Origin of the sequence: Acidovorax sp., assembly GCF_046314175.1 — a bacterium.
Taxonomy (GTDB): Bacteria; Pseudomonadota; Gammaproteobacteria; order Burkholderiales; family Burkholderiaceae_C; genus Acidovorax.
The window spans coordinates 1-19,331 of record NZ_JBKBXG010000098.1 but is presented as its reverse complement, the minus strand read 5'-3'; the positions used below and the strand labels follow the sequence as shown (position 1 = coordinate 19,331).

Annotated in this window: 18 protein-coding genes; 12 read left to right on the top strand and 6 right to left on the bottom strand. The window is 64.1% G+C overall.

Translation table 11 applies throughout. The features are described from left to right. Both dnaN and dnaA read right to left on the bottom strand, forming a co-directional pair. A partial coding sequence (gene dnaN / locus ACK4OE_RS21575; protein WP_409887950.1) for a DNA polymerase III subunit beta occupies positions 1–761 on the bottom strand: 761 nt, incomplete at its 3' end. 130 nt (positions 762–891) lie between these two features. After that, positions 892–2,316: a chromosomal replication initiator protein DnaA gene (gene dnaA, locus ACK4OE_RS21570; RefSeq protein ID WP_409887948.1), complete on the bottom strand. Its 1,425-nt coding sequence runs from the start codon at positions 2,314–2,316 to the stop codon at positions 892–894. Between the two features lie 419 nt (positions 2,317–2,735). On the opposite strand from dnaA, the gene rpmH reads away from it, so the two are divergent. The 7 genes from rpmH (at position 2,736) to ACK4OE_RS21535 (ending at position 8,837) form a co-directional block, all read left to right on the top strand. After that, positions 2,736–2,870, top strand: coding sequence for a 50S ribosomal protein L34 (rpmH, locus tag ACK4OE_RS21565; RefSeq protein ID WP_005798102.1), 135 nt, complete (start codon positions 2,736–2,738; stop codon positions 2,868–2,870). Between the two features lie 73 nt (positions 2,871–2,943). After that, positions 2,944–3,462: a ribonuclease P protein component gene (locus tag ACK4OE_RS21560; RefSeq protein ID WP_409887946.1), complete on the top strand. Its 519-nt coding sequence runs from the start codon at positions 2,944–2,946 to the stop codon at positions 3,460–3,462. A 2-nt stretch (positions 3,463–3,464) separates the two neighbouring features. Beyond that, a complete protein-coding gene (yidD, locus tag ACK4OE_RS21555) occupies positions 3,465–3,767 on the top strand; it encodes a membrane protein insertion efficiency factor YidD (protein WP_409887952.1) in 303 nt (100 codons plus the stop codon). After that, a complete protein-coding gene (gene yidC / locus ACK4OE_RS21550; RefSeq protein WP_409887944.1) occupies positions 3,764–5,488 on the top strand; it encodes a membrane protein insertase YidC in 1,725 nt (574 codons plus the stop codon). The genes yidD and yidC overlap by 4 nt, the downstream gene beginning before the upstream one ends. Before the next feature lie 115 nt (positions 5,489–5,603). Further along, positions 5,604–7,037 carry a tRNA uridine-5-carboxymethylaminomethyl(34) synthesis GTPase MnmE gene (gene mnmE, locus ACK4OE_RS21545; protein ID WP_409887942.1) on the top strand — a complete coding sequence of 478 codons (1,434 nt, stop codon included), beginning with the start codon at positions 5,604–5,606 and terminating at the stop codon, positions 7,035–7,037. Positions 7,038–7,118: 81 nt separating this feature from the next. Further along, positions 7,119–7,610 (top strand): Crp/Fnr family transcriptional regulator, encoded by a 492-nt coding sequence (locus ACK4OE_RS21540; RefSeq protein ID WP_409887940.1) that lies wholly within the window; start codon positions 7,119–7,121, stop codon positions 7,608–7,610. A gap of 282 nt (positions 7,611–7,892) precedes the next feature. Further along, positions 7,893–8,837: a hypothetical protein gene (locus tag ACK4OE_RS21535; RefSeq protein ID WP_409887938.1), complete on the top strand. Its 945-nt coding sequence runs from the start codon at positions 7,893–7,895 to the stop codon at positions 8,835–8,837. 45 nt (positions 8,838–8,882) lie between these two features. Here the strand turns inward: ACK4OE_RS21535 and ACK4OE_RS21530 are convergent, their stop codons facing one another. Beyond that, positions 8,883–9,437, bottom strand: a complete 555-nt coding sequence (locus ACK4OE_RS21530; RefSeq protein ID WP_409887936.1) for an adenine phosphoribosyltransferase — start codon at positions 9,435–9,437, stop codon at positions 8,883–8,885. Positions 9,438–9,684: 247 nt separating this feature from the next. Between ACK4OE_RS21530 and ACK4OE_RS21525 the strand changes: the two genes are divergently transcribed. Beyond that, positions 9,685–12,756 (top strand): EAL domain-containing protein, encoded by a 3,072-nt coding sequence (locus ACK4OE_RS21525; RefSeq protein ID WP_409887935.1) that lies wholly within the window; start codon positions 9,685–9,687, stop codon positions 12,754–12,756. A gap of 225 nt (positions 12,757–12,981) precedes the next feature. Here the strand turns inward: ACK4OE_RS21525 and ACK4OE_RS21520 are convergent, their stop codons facing one another. Then, positions 12,982–14,967, bottom strand: a complete 1,986-nt coding sequence (locus tag ACK4OE_RS21520) for a monovalent cation:proton antiporter-2 (CPA2) family protein (RefSeq protein ID WP_409887933.1) — start codon at positions 14,965–14,967, stop codon at positions 12,982–12,984. A 128-nt stretch (positions 14,968–15,095) separates the two neighbouring features. On the opposite strand from ACK4OE_RS21520, the gene ACK4OE_RS21515 reads away from it, so the two are divergent. From ACK4OE_RS21515 to ACK4OE_RS21500, 4 genes are read left to right on the top strand one after another with little or no spacing between them, the layout of a single operon-like run. After that, positions 15,096–16,097, top strand: coding sequence for an SIS domain-containing protein (locus tag ACK4OE_RS21515; RefSeq protein WP_409887931.1), 1,002 nt, complete (start codon positions 15,096–15,098; stop codon positions 16,095–16,097). Then, a complete protein-coding gene (locus ACK4OE_RS21510) occupies positions 16,094–16,642 on the top strand; it encodes a KdsC family phosphatase (RefSeq protein ID WP_409887930.1) in 549 nt (182 codons plus the stop codon). Before ACK4OE_RS21515 ends, ACK4OE_RS21510 begins: the two co-directional genes overlap by 4 nt. Further along, entirely contained in the window at positions 16,639–17,259 is a 621-nt protein-coding gene (gene lptC / locus ACK4OE_RS21505) for an LPS export ABC transporter periplasmic protein LptC (RefSeq protein ID WP_409887928.1), read from the top strand. Before ACK4OE_RS21510 ends, lptC begins: the two co-directional genes overlap by 4 nt. Positions 17,260–17,315: 56 nt before the next feature. After that, complete coding sequence (locus tag ACK4OE_RS21500; protein ID WP_409887926.1) at positions 17,316–18,098, top strand: SDR family oxidoreductase; 783 nt, start codon at positions 17,316–17,318, stop codon at positions 18,096–18,098. A gap of 121 nt (positions 18,099–18,219) precedes the next feature. On the opposite strand, the gene ACK4OE_RS21495 is transcribed toward ACK4OE_RS21500, so the two are convergent. After that, positions 18,220–18,768 (bottom strand): RNA recognition motif domain-containing protein, encoded by a 549-nt coding sequence (locus ACK4OE_RS21495; RefSeq protein ID WP_409887924.1) that lies wholly within the window; start codon positions 18,766–18,768, stop codon positions 18,220–18,222. 269 nt (positions 18,769–19,037) lie between these two features. Beyond that, on the bottom strand, positions 19,038–19,331 hold a 294-nt coding region (locus tag ACK4OE_RS21490), incomplete at its 5' end, for an RNA recognition motif domain-containing protein (RefSeq protein WP_409887922.1).

Below are 19,331 nucleotides of genomic sequence, written 5' to 3'. Positions count from 1 at the left end.
ATCACGCGGTTGTAGTCGGGGAACTTGCCCTCGACCAGCTTGGTGACGAACTCCATGCCGCCAAAGGTGAACTTGGCCTGGTTGTTGGCAAACTGCATCTCGATGTGGGGCTGGTTATCGCCGCCCGCATCGCTCAGCAAACGCTGCAGTTCGATCACGGTCTTGCGCGGCAGGATGACTTCCTGCTTGGGCACTTCCACATCCAGCGTGGCGCTGGCAAAGGCCAGTCGGTGGCCGTCGGTGGCCACCAGGCTCAGTTGCTTGCCCTCGGCCACGAACAGAATGCCGTTGAGGTAGTAGCGGATGTCCTGCACCGCCATGGCAAACGACACTTGGCCCAGCAGGTCCTTCAATGTCTTTTGCGGCACGGCGAACACGGGGCCAAACGCGGCGGATTCCTGCACCAGCGGGAAGTCTTCAGCAGGCAGGCTTTGCAGCGTGAAGCGGCTCTTGCCGCCTTTCAGGATCAGTTTGGACTGGGCTGATTCCAGGCTCACGGTCTGGTCGCCGGGCATGGTTTTCAGGATGTCGATCAGCTTGCGCGCGCCCACGGTGGTGGTGAAGTCGCCGGTGTCGCCACCCAGTTCGGCGGTGGTGCGGATCTGGATTTCGAGGTCGCTGGTCGTCAGCTGCAGGGCGTTGCCCGTCTTGCGGATCAGCACATTGGCCAGGATGGGCAGTGTGTGGCGGCGCTCCACGATGCCCGCCACGGACTGCAGAACCGCGAGAACCTTGTCTTGTGTTGCCTTCAGGACGATCATGTCATCAACCTCTTGTGGTTTTTGGAACGGAGCTTGGACAGCGGCACGGGTCATGCCTCCCCCTGCTGCACAGCCCGTCATTTTGCCCTTTTACAGGGCGGATTCTGTTCGGGGCGCTTCCCACCCGTTTTCAGCCCTTGAGCGTCTGCTCCAGCACGTGAAGTTGCTGGTTCAGTTCGGTCAGCTGCTGGCGCTCGCCCGAGATCTTGCGCACGGCATGCAAAACGGTGGTGTGGTCGCGTCCGCCAAACAATTCTCCGATTTCGGGAAGACTCTTTTGCGTCAGTTCCTTGGCCAGGTACATCGCAATCTGGCGCGGCCGGGCAATGCTAGCTGGGCGCTTCTTGCTGTACATGTCGGCGACCTTGATCTTGTAATAGTCAGCCACCGTCTTCTGGATGTTTTCCACAGAAATCTGCCGGTTCTGGATAGACAGCAGATCGCGCAGCGCCTCGCGGGCGAGCTGGATGGAAATCTCTTTCTGGTTGAAGCGCGAATAAGCCAGGATCTTGCGCAGCGCGCCTTCCAGTTCGCGCACGTTGGAGCGCACGTTCTTGGCGACAAAAAAGGCCACTTCCTCGGGCATCTCGGTGCCTTCCACGCGGGCCTTGTTGATCAGAATGGCCACACGCATTTCCAGCTCGGGCGGCTCAATCGCCACCGTCAGGCCCGAGTCAAAACGTGACACCAGACGCTCGTGGATGTTGGCCAAGCCCTTCGGATACGTGTCCGAAGTCATCACGATGTGCGACTTCTTGGCCAGCAGGGCTTCGAACGCGTTGAAAAATTCTTCCTGCGTGCGGTCCTTGTTGGCAAAGAACTGCACATCGTCGATCAGCAGCAGATCGAGCGAGTGGTAGCGCTCCTTGAACTCATCAAAAGTGCGCCGCTGGTAGGCTTTAACCACATCCGACACGAACTGCTCGGCGTGGATGTAGAGAACTTTGGCGTCGGGCCGGTCTTGCAGCAGGCGGTTACCCACAGCGTGTACCAAGTGGGTTTTGCCCAGGCCCACGCCGCCGTAGATGAACAGAGGGTTGTACAGATGGCCGGGCATGCCGGCCACATGCATGGCGGCAGAGCGCGCCATGCGGTTGGCTGTGCCCTCCACCAGGGTCTCAAACGTGAGGCCTGCATTGAGTCGGTTGCGGAACGCGCCCGCTGTAGCTTCATCGCTGTTGCTGGGCTGTGGTTCGGACTGAGAAACGGTGTTCGATTGCTCCGTCGCTGCGGGACGAGCATAAGTTCGCACAACGGATTCCCGCTGAGCAAGCGCTAACTCCAGGGTGACGGGCTGGCCGTAGAGACCTTCGAGCAGTGCGGCAATGCGGCCCGCATACTGCGCCCGGATCCAGTCGAGCTTGAAGCGGTTGCCCACGAGCACGGTGACTTTTGAGAAGTCTTCGGCCACTTGGGCGATCAGGGGCTTGATCCAGGTGTTGAACTGCTGCTCGGGCAGGTCTTGCGCCAGTTGCTCTACGCAGGCTTGCCACAGGCCCTGACCGGCATCGGAGCCGGGCGACGAAGGGGGGCTGTGGGAGGGTTCCTCGATCATTTCAGGGGGATTCTTGTTGTGGATAGGAGGAACGGGGCCGGGCGGCGGATTGTAGCTTGTCAAATAGTTATCCACAATTTGAAAACCGCTGTTATGAGAGGTGTTGTTGGCCAGAGAGGGGTGAGAACTTGGGTGGGCTGGATGGCCTGAAGCGACCGTGGAAACTGCCGCAAACGCGAGTCAAATACAGGTGATCGGCTGCCCCGAGATAGGCCTGTCCGCCAAAAGGCATTGCCAGCCGTCATCAAGCCTGCGATAATTTTCGGTTTCCCTGAATGTGTTCAGGGTGATTTGACCCGGCGCGCCGAAATTTGTGCCCCGTAGGTCTGCTGCCAAGGCGCTGTTTTACAGCGTGTGGATGTGCAGATTGCAGGGGGTTCAAGCGCAGCGACCGAAACTGAACCTCAAGGAATAGCATCATGAAACGCACTTACCAACCCTCCAAGACGCGCCGCGCACGTACCCACGGTTTCCTCGTCCGCATGAAGACCCGCGGCGGCCGTGCCGTTATCAACGCACGCCGCGCCAAGGGCCGCAAGCGCCTGGCCGTCTAAGGCCGGTACGGTCTACGGCCTGCACCCCGCCTGCTCCCGGTTTGTACCGTCAGGTTCCAAACGGGGCGCTTGCATGCATCGGCTGAAAACCCGTCCCCAGTTCCAGGCAGCCATGGCGGGAGGCACTGTCTCCCGCACTGCGCATTTTGCGTTGCACCGCCTGGTGCTGGACGTTGATGGCAGCGCCAGCGCCGCCAGCCATGCCAATGCTGCTGCACCCACAGGGCCCGGCTCCTTGCCGTCAACGCAAGGGCCGCAGGCCCTGTTTGGCGTTCAGGGCGTCTGGCTTGGAGCCATGGTGCCCAAGCGCTGGGCGCGCCGCGCCGTGACACGCAACACCATCAAGCGGCAGATCTACACCGTGGGCGCCACGTTTGAGGCCAGGTTGCCTCAGGCCGCCCATGTGGTGCGTCTGCGCACAGCCTTTGACCGCAAGCAGTTTGTCAGCGCTACCTCTGACCAGCTCAAGCTGGCGGTGCGTGCCGAACTGCTCCAACTGTTCGGCCATGCCGCACGCCGGTCTGGCGTTGCTCCTGCAAGCCCGGCTGCGGCCTTGCTGGCTGTGGCCGATACGGCGACGGTGGCGAAATGACGGTGATGCAGCGTCTGCTCATGGGCGTGGTCAAGGGCTACCGGTTGTTCCTCAGCCCATGGCTGGGATCGTCGTGCCGGTTTGAACCCACTTGCTCGGTCTATTCGCTGCAGGCGCTAGAGTTGCATGGCGCAGCGGCAGGCAGTTATCTCACGGTGCGCAGGCTGGTACGCTGCCACCCCTGGTGTGACGGGGGCCATGATCCGGTTCCTCAGAGCCCGCAAGACTTGCCGCGCAGCTTGCGGCTTTTCTCGCGGCTGTCCCATCCCACCACCCCACCATCCTCACCAAAGAAGTCTTCATGAACGACATTCGCCGCACCATCCTGTGGGTGATTTTTGGCTTTTCCATGGTTCTGCTGTGGGACAAGTGGCAACTGCACAACGGCAAACAGGCCACGTTTTTCCCCACCACGCCTGCGGTGACCGCACCGGCCGCGGCTGGCGCTGCGTCCGGCGCCACCGGGGCTGCCAGTGTTCCCGTGTCCAGCGTGCCTGCTTCGAGCGTGCCGGTGGCTGCGGCCACGCAACAGGGGGCTTCGGCCGTGCCCGGCCAGCCTGCCTCGACAGCAGCCCCCGCTTCGCGCGAGCGGGTGGAGGTGAAAACCGATCTGTACCGCCTGACGTTTGACAGCGAAGGCGGCTCGCTCACCCATGCCGAGCTGCTGCAGCACATCGACATGGCGGACAAGACCCGCAACTTCCTGCTTTTGGATGAGAGCGCGCAGCGCGTGTACGTGGCGCAGACGGGTCTGATTGGCGGCAGCTTCCCCACGCACAAGACCCTGATGACTGTGGTACCTGGCCCCCGCGAACTGCTGGATGGTCAGGATGAGATCACGGTGCGCTTTGAATCGCCCGACCAGGGTGGTTTGAAGCTGGTCAAGACCTGGACCATTAAGCGCGGCGCCTACGACATTGCCGTCAAGCACGATGTGGTCAATACCGGCACCACGCCCGTATCGCCGCAGCTCTATCTGCAGCTGGTACGTGATGGCAACAAGCCACCGGGCGAGTCGTCGTTCTATTCCACCTTTACCGGTCCTGCGGTCTACACCGACGCCAAGAAGTACCAGAAGGTCGAGTTCAAGGACATCGAAAGCGGCAAGGTCGATATCCCCAAAGACTCGCCCAATGGCTATGTGGCCATGGTGCAGCATTACTTTGCCACGGCCTGGCTGCTGCCCGACGGTGCCCAGCGTGAACTCTTCACTCGCAAGGTCGATACCAATCTGTACTCGGTGGGCATGCTCACTTCGCTGGGCAGCATTGAGCCCGGTACCAGCAAGACCATCGACGCGCGCCTGTTCGCGGGCCCGCAGGTCGAAACGCAGATGGAAAAGCTGTATCCCGGCCTGGAACTGGTCAAGGACTATGGCTGGCTCACCATCCTGTCCAAGCCGCTGTACTGGCTGCTGGACCAGCTGCACAAGCTGCTGAACAACTGGGGCTGGTCCATCGTGGCGCTGGTGCTGCTGCTCAAGATCGCGTTCTACTGGCTCAACGCCAAGGCGTACGCCAGCATGGCCAAGATGAAGGCGGTCAACCCCAAGATCATGGAAATGCGCGAGCGCCTGAAAGACAAGCCGCAGCAGATGCAGCAAGAGATGATGCGCATCTACCGCGAGGAGAAGGTCAACCCCATGGGCGGTTGCTTCCCCATCATGATCCAGATCCCTGTGTTCATTGCGCTGTACTGGGTGCTGCTGTCCAGCGTTGAAATGCGCAATGCGCCCTGGATCGGCTGGATCAATGACCTTTCTACGCCCGACCCGTTTTTCATCCTGCCCTTGCTGATGACCGTCAGCTCCTTGCTGCAAACGGCGTTGAACCCCGCGCCGCCAGACCCACTGCAGGCCAAGATGATGTGGTTCATGCCGCTGATTTTCAGCGTGATGTTCTTCTTCTTCCCCGCTGGTCTGGTGCTGTACTGGCTGACCAACAACATCTTGTCGATTGCACAGCAGTGGCTGATCAACACCCGCATGGGCGTGCCACCGCAGTTCAACCTGCCAAAGTTCAAGTGATGGATGCTGCAGCGGTAACGCTGAAACCCCTGAACTGACCCCCCGAAAGGCCGCGCAAGCGGCCTTTTTCATGTCCCTCAGTCTTGCCCCTGAACCCTGTAGAGTCTCGACCACCATGCTTGCCCGCCACCACGACCCCATCGTTGCCATTGCCACTGCCCCGGGACGGGGCGCAGTCGGCATCGTGCGGGTCTCTGGCCGTGACATTGGCACGCTGGTGCAGGCATTGTGTGGTCGCACCCTCAAGCCCCGCGAGGCCACCTTGCTACCGTTTCGGGATGCGCAAGGACAGCCTATCGACCAGGGGCTTGCGCTGTATTTCCCTGGTCCGCACAGCTATACCGGTGAAGACGTGCTGGAGTTGCAGGCGCACGGAGGCCCCGTGGTGCTGCAGTTGCTGCTGGCGCGCTGCCTGGAGGCGGGCGCCGCCACCGACCCCGTCACTGGCCGCCCCTGTCTGCCCGGCCTGCGCGTGGCGCAGCCGGGCGAGTTCACCGAGCGCGCGTTCCTCAACGACAAGATCGACCTGGCACAGGCCGAGGCGATTGCCGACCTGATTGACGCCAGCACCGAGGCCGCCGCCCGCAGCGCCAGCCGGTCGCTCACGGGCGCGTTCTCTGCCGAGATCCACAGCCTGCGCGACGCGCTGATCCACCTGCGCATGCTGGTGGAGGCCACGCTGGACTTCCCTGAAGAGGAAATTGACTTTCTGCGCAAGGCAGATGCTGCTGGTCAGCTATCAAAATTACAGCAAACGTTGGTGTCCGTCATGCAGCGTGCGCGGCAGGGTGCGCTACTGCGCGAGGGCATCAAGGTCGTCATTGCCGGACAGCCCAACGCGGGAAAAAGTTCGCTGCTCAACGCGCTGGCAGGGGCGGAGCTCGCCATCGTCACCCCCATTGCAGGCACCACGCGTGACAAGGTGCAGCAAACCATCCAGATCGAAGGCGTGCCGCTGCACATCATTGACACCGCAGGGCTGCGGGACAGTGATGATGAGGTGGAGCGCATTGGCATCGCCCGCGCTTGGGACGAGATCGCGGCGGCCGACGCGGTGCTGTTTCTACACGATTTGTCGCGAGCAGATGCTGCGAATTACATAGCTGCTGACGTAGACATAGAAAGCGCTCTGGGCCAAAAACTGCCCCAGTCCGTTCCTGTCATCGATGTCTGGAACAAGCTGGACTGCGCCGCCTCGACTTTGGAATCGTCGGAATCCTCGCCCCGTGCTGCACGCCCCGCAGTGCGCCTGTCGGCGCGCACCGGCGAAGGCCTGGAGGGCCTGCGCCGCATCCTGCTGCAGGTGGCGGGCTGGCAGTCCGCCCCCGAGGGCATCTACATTGCCCGTGCCCGCCATGTCGAGGCCTTGCAGGCTGTGGCTGCGCACCTCCAGGAGGCTTCCGACCAACTGCTGGCCACGGGCCCGGCGCTGGATCTGTTGGCTGAAGAACTGCGGCTTGCGCAGAATGCGCTCAGCACCATCACGGGCGAGTTCTCCTCTGACGACCTGCTGGGCGTTATCTTCTCCAGCTTCTGCATCGGCAAGTAGCTACCGCTGGTCCGCTTATGTTGTAAACGGACGTAAACAGCGCTTGTGTCCAATCTGTAACAAGGGTACTTTCGGCGCACCATGAATGTTTCACTGCCCGCAGCCCTCAAGGTCGACCTGCACGGTCTGATCGACGCCATTGCACAGGCCAGTGCCGACGACAGCATGACCAACCCCCTGACGCCCGCGCAGTGGGATGTGCTTTCTTCGTATCTTTTGCCGGTGGTCCTGCCCGCAGGGCAGGTACTTTTCTCGCAGGGTGCCACCGACCGGACGCTATATCTGGTCGAAAGCGGCAGCCTCAGCGTGCACTACCAGGACGAAAAAGAGCGCCTGCGGCTGGCCATCGTCGGCCCCGGCTCTGTGGTGGGCGAAGGCGCGTTTTTCTCGCACCGCGTGCGCAGTGCCACCGTGCAGGCCAGTGCGCCCTGCAAGCTGTGGAGCCTCACCGCCATCCGCTACACCGAACTGGCCAACCGGCAGCCCGCGATTGCGCTGGGGCTGGTGATGGCGGTGGGTTCCGTGTTGGCCAAGCGCCTGGGAAACCGCCGCCGCCGGGTTGCTGCCACCTGAGATTCTGAGAGCCTTTTTTTCCATGCCCGCCTTGTACCCCACAACGCCAAGGCTCGTCGTTGCAAACGCCCTCCATGGCCCGTGCGACAGCTGTGCCTTGCGCCTAGAGCCCAGGCTTTTTTGCGCGCCGTTTGGGCCCGGCTTAAAAATTTCGGCCTCTGACACCACCTGACGGACGGTTGCTGAACGCACCTACCCGGGCTTCTTCGGGGCTCTGGGCGTTGTGTCGCGCGGTACACTCATTTTCAGTATTTCCCTGGCGCCGTCCGAAGAAAGCAAGCCATGTCCCTGTTCAGTTGGTTCAGCCGTAAACCTGCACCCCTCAAGCCGCGCGCAGCGGCCGAACCCTCCGGTTTGTTGAATGCCGACGCGACCGTGCCTCTCTACCCTGGTCGGCAGGGCAAACCCCTGACCGACGCCCTGCCCCCCGAACACGCGGCCAACCGCAAAAATGAACGCATGGAGCGCCGAGAGCTGCTCTACACCGTGGTGCGCGACGCGATGGTGCGTGCCGGTGTGCTGTCGGCCAGCTACAAGTTCAAGGTGCTGTCGCTGGACCAACGCGGGCGGCAGTTTCTGGTGATGATGGATCTGGCCCGCGAATACGGTGGCGAGACAGTGCGCCTGAGCGAAATCGAGGCCCTGATTGCCCAGACCGCCAAGACCCGCTACGACATCCTGGTGACCGCTGTTTACTGGCGCATCAACGACCATGTGGCGGTGGGCATTCCGCAAAAGGGCGTGGCGCCCCTCGGTGCCAGTTTGCCCGCCCAGGCGGCCGCTGCTGCTGCTGCGCCTGCGGTGCGGCGTCCTCCGGTGGCGCCTGCCGTGTCGCCCGTGGCCCCGGTGCGTCCTGCGGCGCCGGTGGCAGCTGCGCCGCCGCTGCGCGCTCCTGTGGATGCCACAGCGCCCGCTCCGCTGGCTCCTGTGTCGCTGCCGGTGGCGGCGGCAGCGGCAGCGCCCGCCCCGGCCGCCGCACAACGGCCTGCGCCGCGTTTTGAGCCGATAGAGGCTGATGAGGTGGCCGCATTCAAGCGGGCGCTGGCCAATGCGGCCGGTATCGCCGCTGTAGCGGTGCCCACTGCAGCGGCCAAGCCGGGCATTCCCGTGCGCTCAGGGCCCTTGCTACCACCGACGGCATCCACCGGGTTTGAGGATACCGAGATGCCCGGCGCTGATACTGCTGCGCCTGACTTGGGCAGCACCCAGTACGGCGAGCTCAACTGACGCTCAGGTCATCCGCAGGTGGACCGGGTCGGGCTGCGGCGATTCTTAGTGGCCTGCAAAGTCCACCAGCGTGTAGAGCGGGAGCCCCGATTCGCGCAAACGGTCTGATCCACCGAGCTCGGGCAAGTCCACAATGGCAGCGCCTTCGGTCACGGTGGCGCCCAGTTTCTCCAGCAGCTTTTTGCCGGCCATCATCGTGCCGCCCGTGGCAATGAGGTCGTCAATCAACAGCACCCGGTCGCCCGCCTTGACGGCGTCGGTGTGCAGCTCAACGGTAGCGCTGCCGTATTCCAGCTCGTAGGTTTCTTCGACCGTGGTGAAAGGCAGCTTGCCCTTTTTGCGGATGGGCACAAATCCCACGTTCAGCTCATAGGCCACCACGGCGCCCAGGATGAAGCCGCGCGCGTCGAGCCCTGCCACCACGTCGGGCCGCAAAGCCTTGTCCATGTACCGGTGCACAAAAGCATCGATCAGCACGCGAAACACTTTGGGGTCCTGCAGCAGCGGGGTGATGTCCCGAAACTGAACGCCTGGCGCAGGCCAGTCGGGCACGGTGCGGATGTGCTGGCGCAGGTATTCGTTGACGCTGAGTGGTTGCAAGGGCTGGGACATGGCAGGTTGAGGATTGCGCTTGTGTGGAACCGGCGCGTGGCCCGATGCGCGGCCACGCTGCGACTGCGCCATGTGGAGCAGAGGGCACGAGTGTAGTCACAGCGACAGGCCCACCGGCCCACCGGCCACCTTCTTGCGCCCGGCGGTCTGCCCCCCCCCCATAATCAATACTTGTTGTCATCCCACCGTGTTGCCGCATTTTCAGCGGGCACTTACCAATAGCGAAGATCGGCCCATGCCCATCTCAGTCCTGCTGATCGAAAGCGACCCTCGCCATGCGCAAGCCGTGGTGGAAGCGTTGGTAGACCCTTGGTCCGGGTGGCGGGTGGATGTAGCGGAGTCTTTGGCGCAGGCCCGTGAGCAGTTGACGCACGGTCGGCCCGACATCGTGCTCGCGGCCCAGCGTACCGTTGACGGGTCGGCTTTTGATGTCCTGGAGGTGCTGGACGGGGTGCCCACCATCATCGTGGTGCGTGCGGGTGCCGAAACCCACGCCGCTCAGGCAATGCGCTACGGTTTTGACGACTTTGCCGTGCAAGACCCCGCGCTGGACTACCTGCTCACCCTGCCCGCGCAGATCGACTCGGTGCTTGAACGCCACTCCAACGCCTGCGCGCGCACGGCGGCCGAGGCCATGTTGACCCGTCAGCACCGCCTGCTGCAGGCCATCTCGCGTGCGCAGGCGATGTTTATTGCAAGCTCCGGACCCCGGGCCGTGTTTGATGCGCTTCTTGATGAGCTGATGTCGCTCACCGACAGCGCCTTTGGGATGGTGGGCCAAGTGCAGAGGGCCGAAGATGGGCACGCCTTTCTGCGCGTGCATGCCATGACCGATATCAGCTGGGACGACGCATCACGCGCCCTGTATGCCCAACACGCCGAAGAAGGCATGGTGTTTGACAGCCCCCACTCCCTGGTTGGTGCTGCCCTGGCGTCCGGCGAGCCAATCATCAGCAACGACGTTAGCCACGATGCGCGAGGAGGCGGGGTGCCCGGAGGCCATCCGCCGCTGGTGACTTATCTCGGGCTGCCCATCCACGCAGCGGGCGAACTCGTGGCCATGGTGGGCCTTGCTAACCGTCCGGGCGGCTATACCGCCGCCGAGGTGCAGTTTCTGCAGCCGCTGCTGAACACCGTGGGTCAGCTGGAGATGGCCCGCCGCGCAGAACTGGCGCGCTGCGCCGTCGAGGCTGAGCTGACCCGCACCAGCGCCCTGCTGGCCGACAAGACACGCGCACTCGAAGCCACGCTGGCCAGCGTGTCACAAGGCATCACCAATGTGGACGCCGAAGGGCGCATATGTGTGTACAACCGGCGCTATCTGGAACTGCTGGACCTGCCCCAGGAGTTGCTGGATGCAAAACCCATGGTCGATGAGATGGTCCGGTTCCAGACCGAGCGGGGTGATCTCGGCCCAGGGTTTGAGCTATTCGAACCATCCGTGCGCGGTGTTGTGGCGACGGAATACGCCGCCCACGGGGGCAACCTCACCATGCCCGACGTGTATGTGCGGCGCACGCGCGCGGGGCGCTTTCTGGAGGTCCGAACGCGCACGCTGGAGCAAGGGGGCATGGTTCGCACCTTCACCGACGTCACCGAGTACCTGAGCACGCAGGAGGCTCTGCGTCTGAGCGAGGCGCGCTGGCGCAGCCTGACCCATCTGTCGTCCGACTGGTATTGGGAGCAGGACGCGCAGTTCCGATTTGTGCGGCTGGCTGGCAACTCCGACCGCGCCACGGGTGTGCCGGACGAGCAGTACTACGGCCGGACCCGCTGGGAACTGCCCGACACCTGTGTCAGTGAAGGCCAATGGCGCGCGCACCGCGCGCAGCTGGAGGCACACGAAGTCTTTCACGACTTTGAGATGCAGCGCAAAGCCGAGGACGGATCCCCGTGCTGGGTGTCGATCAGCGGAGAGCCGATTTTTGACGAAGAAGGTCGGTTCACGGGCTACCGGGGCGTTGCACGTGATATCACCGAGCGCAAAAAGGCCGAGGCCGAGATACAGCGCCTGGCGTTCTATGACGAACTCACTGGCCTGCCCAACCGGCGCCTGCTGATGGACCGCCTGGAGCGCGCTGTGACCGCCAGCATGCGCGGCAAGGGCCATGGCGCGCTGTTGTTTCTGGACCTGGACAACTTCAAGGGCATCAACGACACCATGGGGCACGAGTGGGGCGACCGCCTGCTGGTGCAGGTGGGGGCCCGCCTCGTCGCCAGTGTGCGTGCCAGCGACACCGTGGCGCGCCTGGGCGGCGACGAGTTTGTGGTGGTGATCCAGGGCCTGCACATCGAAGCCGCAGAGGCCGCAGCCGAGGCCGAGGCAGTGGCCCAGAAGGTGCTGATGTCACTGAATCAGCCCTATTTGGTGGATGACTGCGAGATGCACAGCACTCCGAGCATTGGCATCGCCCTGTTCCGAGATGCGCAGCAACCGGTGCAGGAGCTGCTCAAACGCGCCGACCTTGCCATGTACCAGGCCAAGGCGCAGGGCCGCAATACCTTGTGCTTTTTCGACCCGGCCATGCAGGCGGCGGCGTCCGCGCGGTCGGCGCTGGAGGGCGACATCCGGCAGGGCCTGGCCCGCACTGAGTTCATCCTGCACTACCAGCCCGTGGTCGACGAATTCGGCCAGGTGCTGGGCGCCGAAGCCCTGGTGCGCTGGAACCATCCGCTGCGCGGCATGGTGGCGCCGGGCGAGTTCATTGCGCTGGCTGAACAGACGGGGCTGATCTTGCCCCTGGGGCGCCAGGTGATGGTGATGGCCTGCGCGCAGCTGGCGCAATGGGCGCTGGTGCCGGCCACATCGGACTGGACCGTTGCCGTGAACGTGAGCGCGCAGGAGTTCCGCCAGCCCGACTTTGTGCAGCAGGTGCTCCATGTGCTGCAGGAGTCAGGCGCCAACCCCCGCAAACTCAAGCTGGAGCTGACCGAAAGCCTGCTGCTACACGACGTGGAGGACAGCATCCTCAAGATGCACGCCCTGCGCACCCTGGGCGTGGGTTTTTCGCTGGACGACTTTGGCACCGGCTACTCATCGCTCAGCTACCTCAAGCGCCTGCCGCTCGACCAGCTCAAGATCGACCAGAGTTTTGTGCGCGACGTGCTGACCGACCCCAACGACGCCACTATCGCCTGCACCATCATCACCCTGGCCCGCAGCCTGGGTCTGGACGTGGTGGCCGAGGGGGTGGAGACCGAAGGCCAGCGCGCTTTCTTGCTGCGCAACGGCTGCCGGCAGTTCCAGGGCTACCTGTTCGGCCGACCCGGGCCCGCCGAAATGCTTGGTGGACTATCAAAAATATAGCTATCAGCGCTTGATGGATAAGCGCTAGAGCCCTATTTCATTCATATTCTTCCAGCCCGGTTGAAAACTGGCGCTACATAAGGCCAGGACCGCAGCGCAAGGGCCGCCAAGCCGCGCAGACGGCGCTCCGCTTGCGTGCGCTGGCGGTGTCCCCCTTCCCGCATTGCGCAGTGATGCGAGAGAAGGGGGAAGCGGCGCAGCCGCTCAGGGGCAAGCACCATGCCTCTACCCCCGCAGCAACTTGTCCTCGGCCAGCGACAGCGCTGCCGGGTGGCCCGACAGCACCAGGGTGTCGCCTTCGGCCAACTGCGCGTCGTCCACGGCTGCAGTCATGTGGCCGTTGCCGCGCCGCAGGTTCACCACCCGCACACCGATGGTGGGCAGCGCCAGCTGGCCCAGGCTCTGGCCCACCGCCATAGAGCCGGGCGGCAGGTTGATGGTGGACAAGCGCTCCTGGTCCCGTTCGTTCGCCGTATCGTCGTCAGCGCCATGGAAGTACCCGCGCAGCAGGTTGTAGCGGGCATCGCGCTGGTCCTGCACCAGCCGCAGCACACGCCGCATGGGCACACCCACCAGCGCCAGCGCGTGGCTGGCCAGCATGAGCGAGCCTTCAATCGCCTCGGGCACCACCTCGGTGGCGCCGGCCTCCTGCAGCTTGTCCAGGTACAGGTCGTCCTGCGTGCGCACCACCACGGGCACCTGGGGCGCGTGCGAGCGCGCGTTGGCCAGCACTTTCAGGGCGGCGGGCACGTCGATGTAGGTGATGGCCACGGCGCTGGCGCGCACCAGGCCCGCAGCCATCAGCGCCTGCAGCCGGGTGGCGTCGCCATACACCACCGAATTGCCCGCAGCAGCCGCCTGGCGCACCCGGTCGGGGTCCAGGTCCAGTGCCATGTAGGGGATGCCTTCATGCTCCAGCATGCGCGCCAGGTTCTGCCCGCAGCGGCCAAAGCCGCAGATGATCACGTGTTTGCTGGTGTTGATGGATTTGCGCGCGATCGACGTCATCTGCAGCGACTGCTGCAGCCAGTCGCTGGCCACCAGCTTCATCACGATGCTGTTGCTGTACATGATGAGAAACGGTGTCGCCAGCATCGACAGCACCATGGCGGCCAGGATCGGGTTCATCAGCGCTGGTTGCACCAGGCCGTTGGACTGGGTGAGCGACAGCAGCACAAACCCAAACTCCCCCGCCTGCGCCAGGTACAACCCGGTGCGCAACGCCACGCCGGTGGTCGCGCCCATGCTGCGCGCCAGCACCAGGATGATGACCAGCTTGACCAGCAGCGGCACCGTCAGCAGCGCCAGCACCAGGCCCCAGCGGTCCACCAGGATGTGCCAGTCCAGCATCATGCCGATGGTGATGAAGAACAGCCCCAGCAGCACGTCGTGAAACGGGCGGATGTCTGTGCCCACCTGGTGGCGGTATTCGGTCTCTGATACCAGCACCCCGGCAATGAACGCGCCCAGCGCCAGGCTCAAGCCCGCCAGCTCGGTGAGCCAGGACAGGCCCAGGGTGATCAGCAGCAGGTTGAGCATGAACAGCTCGTCACTCTTGCGCCGCGCCACCAGCGTCAGCCACCAGCGCATGACCCGTTGCCCGCCGGTGAGCAGCAGGCCCACCAGCACAACGGCCTTGATCAGCGCCCAGCCCAGCGATGTGAGCAGTTCGTCAGGCGACGAGCTGAGCGCCGGAATCAGCACCAGCAACGGCACCACGGCCAGGTCCTGGAACAGCAATATGCCCATCACGCGGCGGCCGTGTTCGCTCTCCAGCTCGGCGCGCTCGGCCATCAGCTTGACCACGATGGCCGTGCTGCTCATGGCCATCACGCCTGACAACGCCAGCGCTGTCTGCCAGCCCATGTCCCATACACCGCCCACCCAGCGCGACAGCAGCAGCGCCGCTGCCGTCACCACCGCCATGGTCAGCGCAACCTGCATCAGCCCCAGGCCAAACACCAGTTTGCGCATGGCGCGCAGCTTGGGCAGGCTGAATTCGAGCCCGATCGCAAACATCAGGAACACCACGCCAAACTCGCCCAGATGCCGCACGCCCTCGGAGTTCTGGGCCAGTGCCAGCGCGTGGGGGCCGATTAGCACCCCGGCGGCCAGATAGCCCAGCATGGGAGGCAGCTTGAGGCTGCGGCAAACCACCACGCCCAGCACCGCGGCCAGCAGGTAGAGCAAGGTCAGGGCAAGAGAAGACATGCCGTGGATGCTATCCGAGCGCTGCATCCGAAACACAGTCTTTTCTGCTGCCAACTTTGCCCTGTTGCAAGGCGCGGCCTAAAAACGCCCGGTGCCGATGGCGCGTGGGTGGTCGATAGAATCGCCAGATGACTCCCGCCCCCGCCGCGCTGCCCCCTTTTGACGCTGAACAGGCCCTGCGCCTGGCCCGCGAAACGTTTGATATTGAAGCCGCAGCCGTTTTGGGGCTCAAAGCCCGCGTGGGCGATTCGTTCGCGCAGGCCGTGAAGGCCATCCTCGCAGTGCGTGGCCGGGTCGTGGTGATGGGCATCGGCAAAAGCGGCCACATCGGGCGCAAGATTGCCGCCACCCTGGCATCCACGGGCACGCCCGCCATGTTCGTGCATCCCGCTGAAGCCAGCCATGGCGATCTGGGCATGATCAAGTCGATTGACCTGGTGCTGGCGCTGTCCAACAGCGGCGAGGTGGACGAAGTGACCACCCTGCTGCCCGTGATCAAGCGCCTGGGCGCCACGCTGGTGGCCATCACGGGCCGTCCGCAGTCCACCCTGGCCCAGCATGCAGACATCGTGCTCGACAGCAGTGTCGAGCGTGAAGCCTGCCCGCTTCAGCTGGCGCCCACCGCAAGCACCACGGCGCAGCTGGCGCTGGGCGACGCGCTGGCGGTGGCATTGCTCGACGCACGCGGGTTTCGCCCCGAAGACTTCGCCCGTTCTCACCCCGGTGGCGCACTGGGCCGCCGCCTGTTGACCCATGTGCGTGATGTCATGCGTTCCGGCAGTGCCATTCCGCGTGTCGCACCCGATGCATCATTCAGCGACCTCATGCGCGAGATGAGCGCCAAAGGGCTGGGCGCCTCGGCCATCGTCGACCCTGCTGGGCAGGTGCTGGGCATCTTCACGGATGGCGATCTGCGCCGCCGCATCGAAGCGGGGGCCGACCTGCGCTCTGCCACGGCGAGCGAGGTCATGCACGCAAGCCCACGGCGGATTGCGCCCGACGCGCTGGCGGTAGACGCTGCCGAAATGATGGAAGCCCACGCCATTACCAGCGTGCTGGTGGTGGATGCTGCAGGCGTTCTTTCCGGCGTGGTCCACATCGGTGACTTGATGCAGGCAAAGGTGATATGACAGACCCCGTGCTGCAATTCCCGCCAGAGCTGTTGCTGCGCGCCCAGGGCGTGCGCGTGGCTTTTTTCGATGTGGATGGCGTGCTGACGGATGGCAGCCTGTACTTCAGCGAATCGGGCGAAACGATCAAGCGCTTCAATACGCTGGACGGCCACGGGCTAAAGTTGCTGCAGAAGGCGGGTATTACGCCTGCTGTGATCACGGGGCGTGACTCGGCCCCGCTGCGTGTGCGCCTGAAGGCCCTAGGCGTGGAACACGCCGTTTTTGGCACCGAGGACAAGCGCCCGGCGGCCGAGCAGATCCTTGCCACCTTGGGGCTGGACTGGGCGCAGGCCGCCGCAATGGGCGACGATTGGCCTGACTTGCCGGTGATGCGCCGCAGTGCCTTTGCCTGCGCCCCCGCCAACGCCCAGACCGAGGTGCGCCACGCGGCCCACTACGTCACACAGGCCCGCGGGGGCGACGGTGCCGCGCGCGAGTTGTGCGACCTGCTGCTGGTGGCCACAGGTCGCTATGCAGCGCTGCTGGCGGACTACACCGCATGATCGGCCGAATCCGCCAGGGCTGGGAGCAGCTTTCGCTGTATCTTCCCGTGCTGCTGATGGGCCTGCTGGCGTTGGGCACCTGGTGGCTGGTGCGCAATGCGCCCATGCCCCAGTTGCCCACCATTGAGCGGCCCCGGGGGCATGAGCCAGACTACTTCATGAAAACCTTCTCGGTGAAGAGTTTTGATGCCACGGGCCGCCTGCAGAGCGAGGTGCAGGGCGACGTGGCGCGGCACTACCCGGACACCGACACGCTGGAGATCGACAAGGCTCGCATGCGCTCGGTCACCCCGGAAGGCCGCGTCACGGTAGCCACTGCCAACCGCGCGCTGACCAACGCTGACGGCACCGAAGTGCAATTGTTCGGCAACGCCATCGTCGTGCGCGAGCCCCTGCCCGCCAAAGCCGGGGCGCCCGCACAGCCGCGCCTGGAATTCCGCAGCGAATTTCTGCACGCGTTCACCAACACCGAACGGGTGCGGTCGGACCAGCCCGTCACGCTCACGCGGGGGGATGACCGTTTCACGGCCGACGGCATGGAATACGACAACCTCGATCAGGTGATGCAGCTGCGGGGCCGCGTCCGGGGCGTGCTCATGCCGGGCGCCGCCAAGTAGACGGCGGCACGGCTTTCCTCGTTTGCTTTCATCCAAAGTCCCTTGCCGGAGCCCGCATGACCACTCCCCTTGTTTTCATCACCGGAGCGTCCAGCGGCATCGGCCAGGCGCTGGCCTTGCGCTTTCACCGGGCGGGCTACCGGCTTGCACTGGTCGCTCGTCGCACTTCCGAAGTGAAAAAATGGGCTAGCGCACAAGGGATAAGCGCTGATAGCTATGAAATTTATAGTGCGGACGTGGCCATCACCGACAGCATCGTCGCAGCGGGCCACGACTGCATGGCGCGCCAAGGGCTGCCGGACGTGGTCATAGCCAACGCCGGCATCAGCGTAGGCATGGACACAGCGGTGCGAGACGACATTGACGTGATGGCCCGCACCTTCGCCACCAACAACATCGGTATGGCGGCCACTTTTCAACCGTTTGTGGACGGCATGACGGCGCGGCGCAGCGGAACGCTGGTGGGCATTGGGAGCGTGGCCGGTATCCGCGGCCTGCCCGGACATGGCGCGTACTGCGCGAGCAAGGCGGCCGTGATCAGCTACTGCGAGAGCCTTCGGGGCGAAATGCGGCCCTATGGGGTGCAGGTGGTCACCATCTCTCCGGGGTACATCGATACGCCTCTGACCCAACAGAATCGCTACAGCATGCCGTTTCTGATGCAGGCCAGCGATTTTGCAGACCGGGCTTTTAGCGCCATTGCCTCGGGGGTGAGCTACCGGGTGATTCCCTGGCAGATGGGCGTGGTGGCCACGTTGCTGCGCCTGATCCCCAATGCACTGTTTGACAAACTTCTGGCGGGCCGCCCCCGCAAACGCCGCCAGACCGAAGTGCAGTAAACCGCACCGCGTCTGGCGCATCGGGCCACTTCTGGGTCAAGGTTGAGGTCTGACGGCGCCTTTGCTGTCGGCATGAAAAAAGCCCCCGAAGGGGCTTTCACTAAACGGTTGGTGGCGTGGTTCAGTAGCCGTTGCCACCGCCACCGTACCCACCGCCGCCGCCGTTGCGGCCACCGCCACCACCGCCGCCGTTGCGAGAGCCAGAGCCGTAAGGGCTGCGGAACCCGCCTTCGCTGCGGCCACCGCCGCCGCCATAGCCCCCGCCACCACCATCGCGGCTGCCGCCGCCGCCCCCACCGTAGCCCCCGCCGCCGCCGTCACGCCCGCCCCCGTAACCGCCACCACCACTGCGGCCACCGCCGCCGCCGTAGCCGCCTCCACCCCCACCGCCGCCAAACCCACCACTGCGCGGTGGGCGGGGCTCCATGGGACGGGCTTCGTTGACGACGATGCCGCGGCCCCCCAGTGGCTGGCCGTTCATGCCGTTGATGGCAGCCTGGGCCTCCGCGTCGCTGCCCATTTCCACAAAACCAAAGCCTTTGGAGCGACCTGTGTCGCGCTCCATCATGACCTTGGCGCTGGTCACGGCGCCAAATTGGCCAAAGGCCTGTTCCAGATCGCTGTCGCGCACCGAGTACGGCAGGTTGCCAACGTACAGTTTATTGCCCATTGAGGGACTCCTCAAAAACACATGGATAAAGCGATGGAGTCCCGAAAACGCAGCCAGCTAATCTCAATGACGCTCTCAGCGAAACTGACGGATCACCGCAAACTTGGAAGGCGGGAAAAACCCGCCGATACATTATGCGCCACACTTTTGTTGAAAAAGCAAGCAGTGATGCTCGCCGTGGCAGAGATACCGCGCGGGCATGAAAAAAGGAGCCCTAAGGCTCCTTGTTTTGCCGTCAGCAGACTGCGAAGTCCGCCGATGAGGTCTTTTTAGTAGCTGCTACGGCCACCGCCGTAACCACCACCACCACCGCCGCCGCTACGGCCGCCACCACCACCGCCGTAGCCGCCACCGCCGTAGCCGCCACCACCACCACCGCCGCCGCCGAAGCCGCCGCTACGTGGAGCGCGTGGCTCCATTGGGCGGGCTTCGTTGACCACGAGGTCACGGCCGCCGAAGTTGGTGCCATGCACGCCTTGGATGGCGGCTTGGGCTTCAGCATCGCTGCCCATTTCGACAAAGCCGAAACCCTTGGAGCGGCCGGTGTCGCGCTCCATCATGAC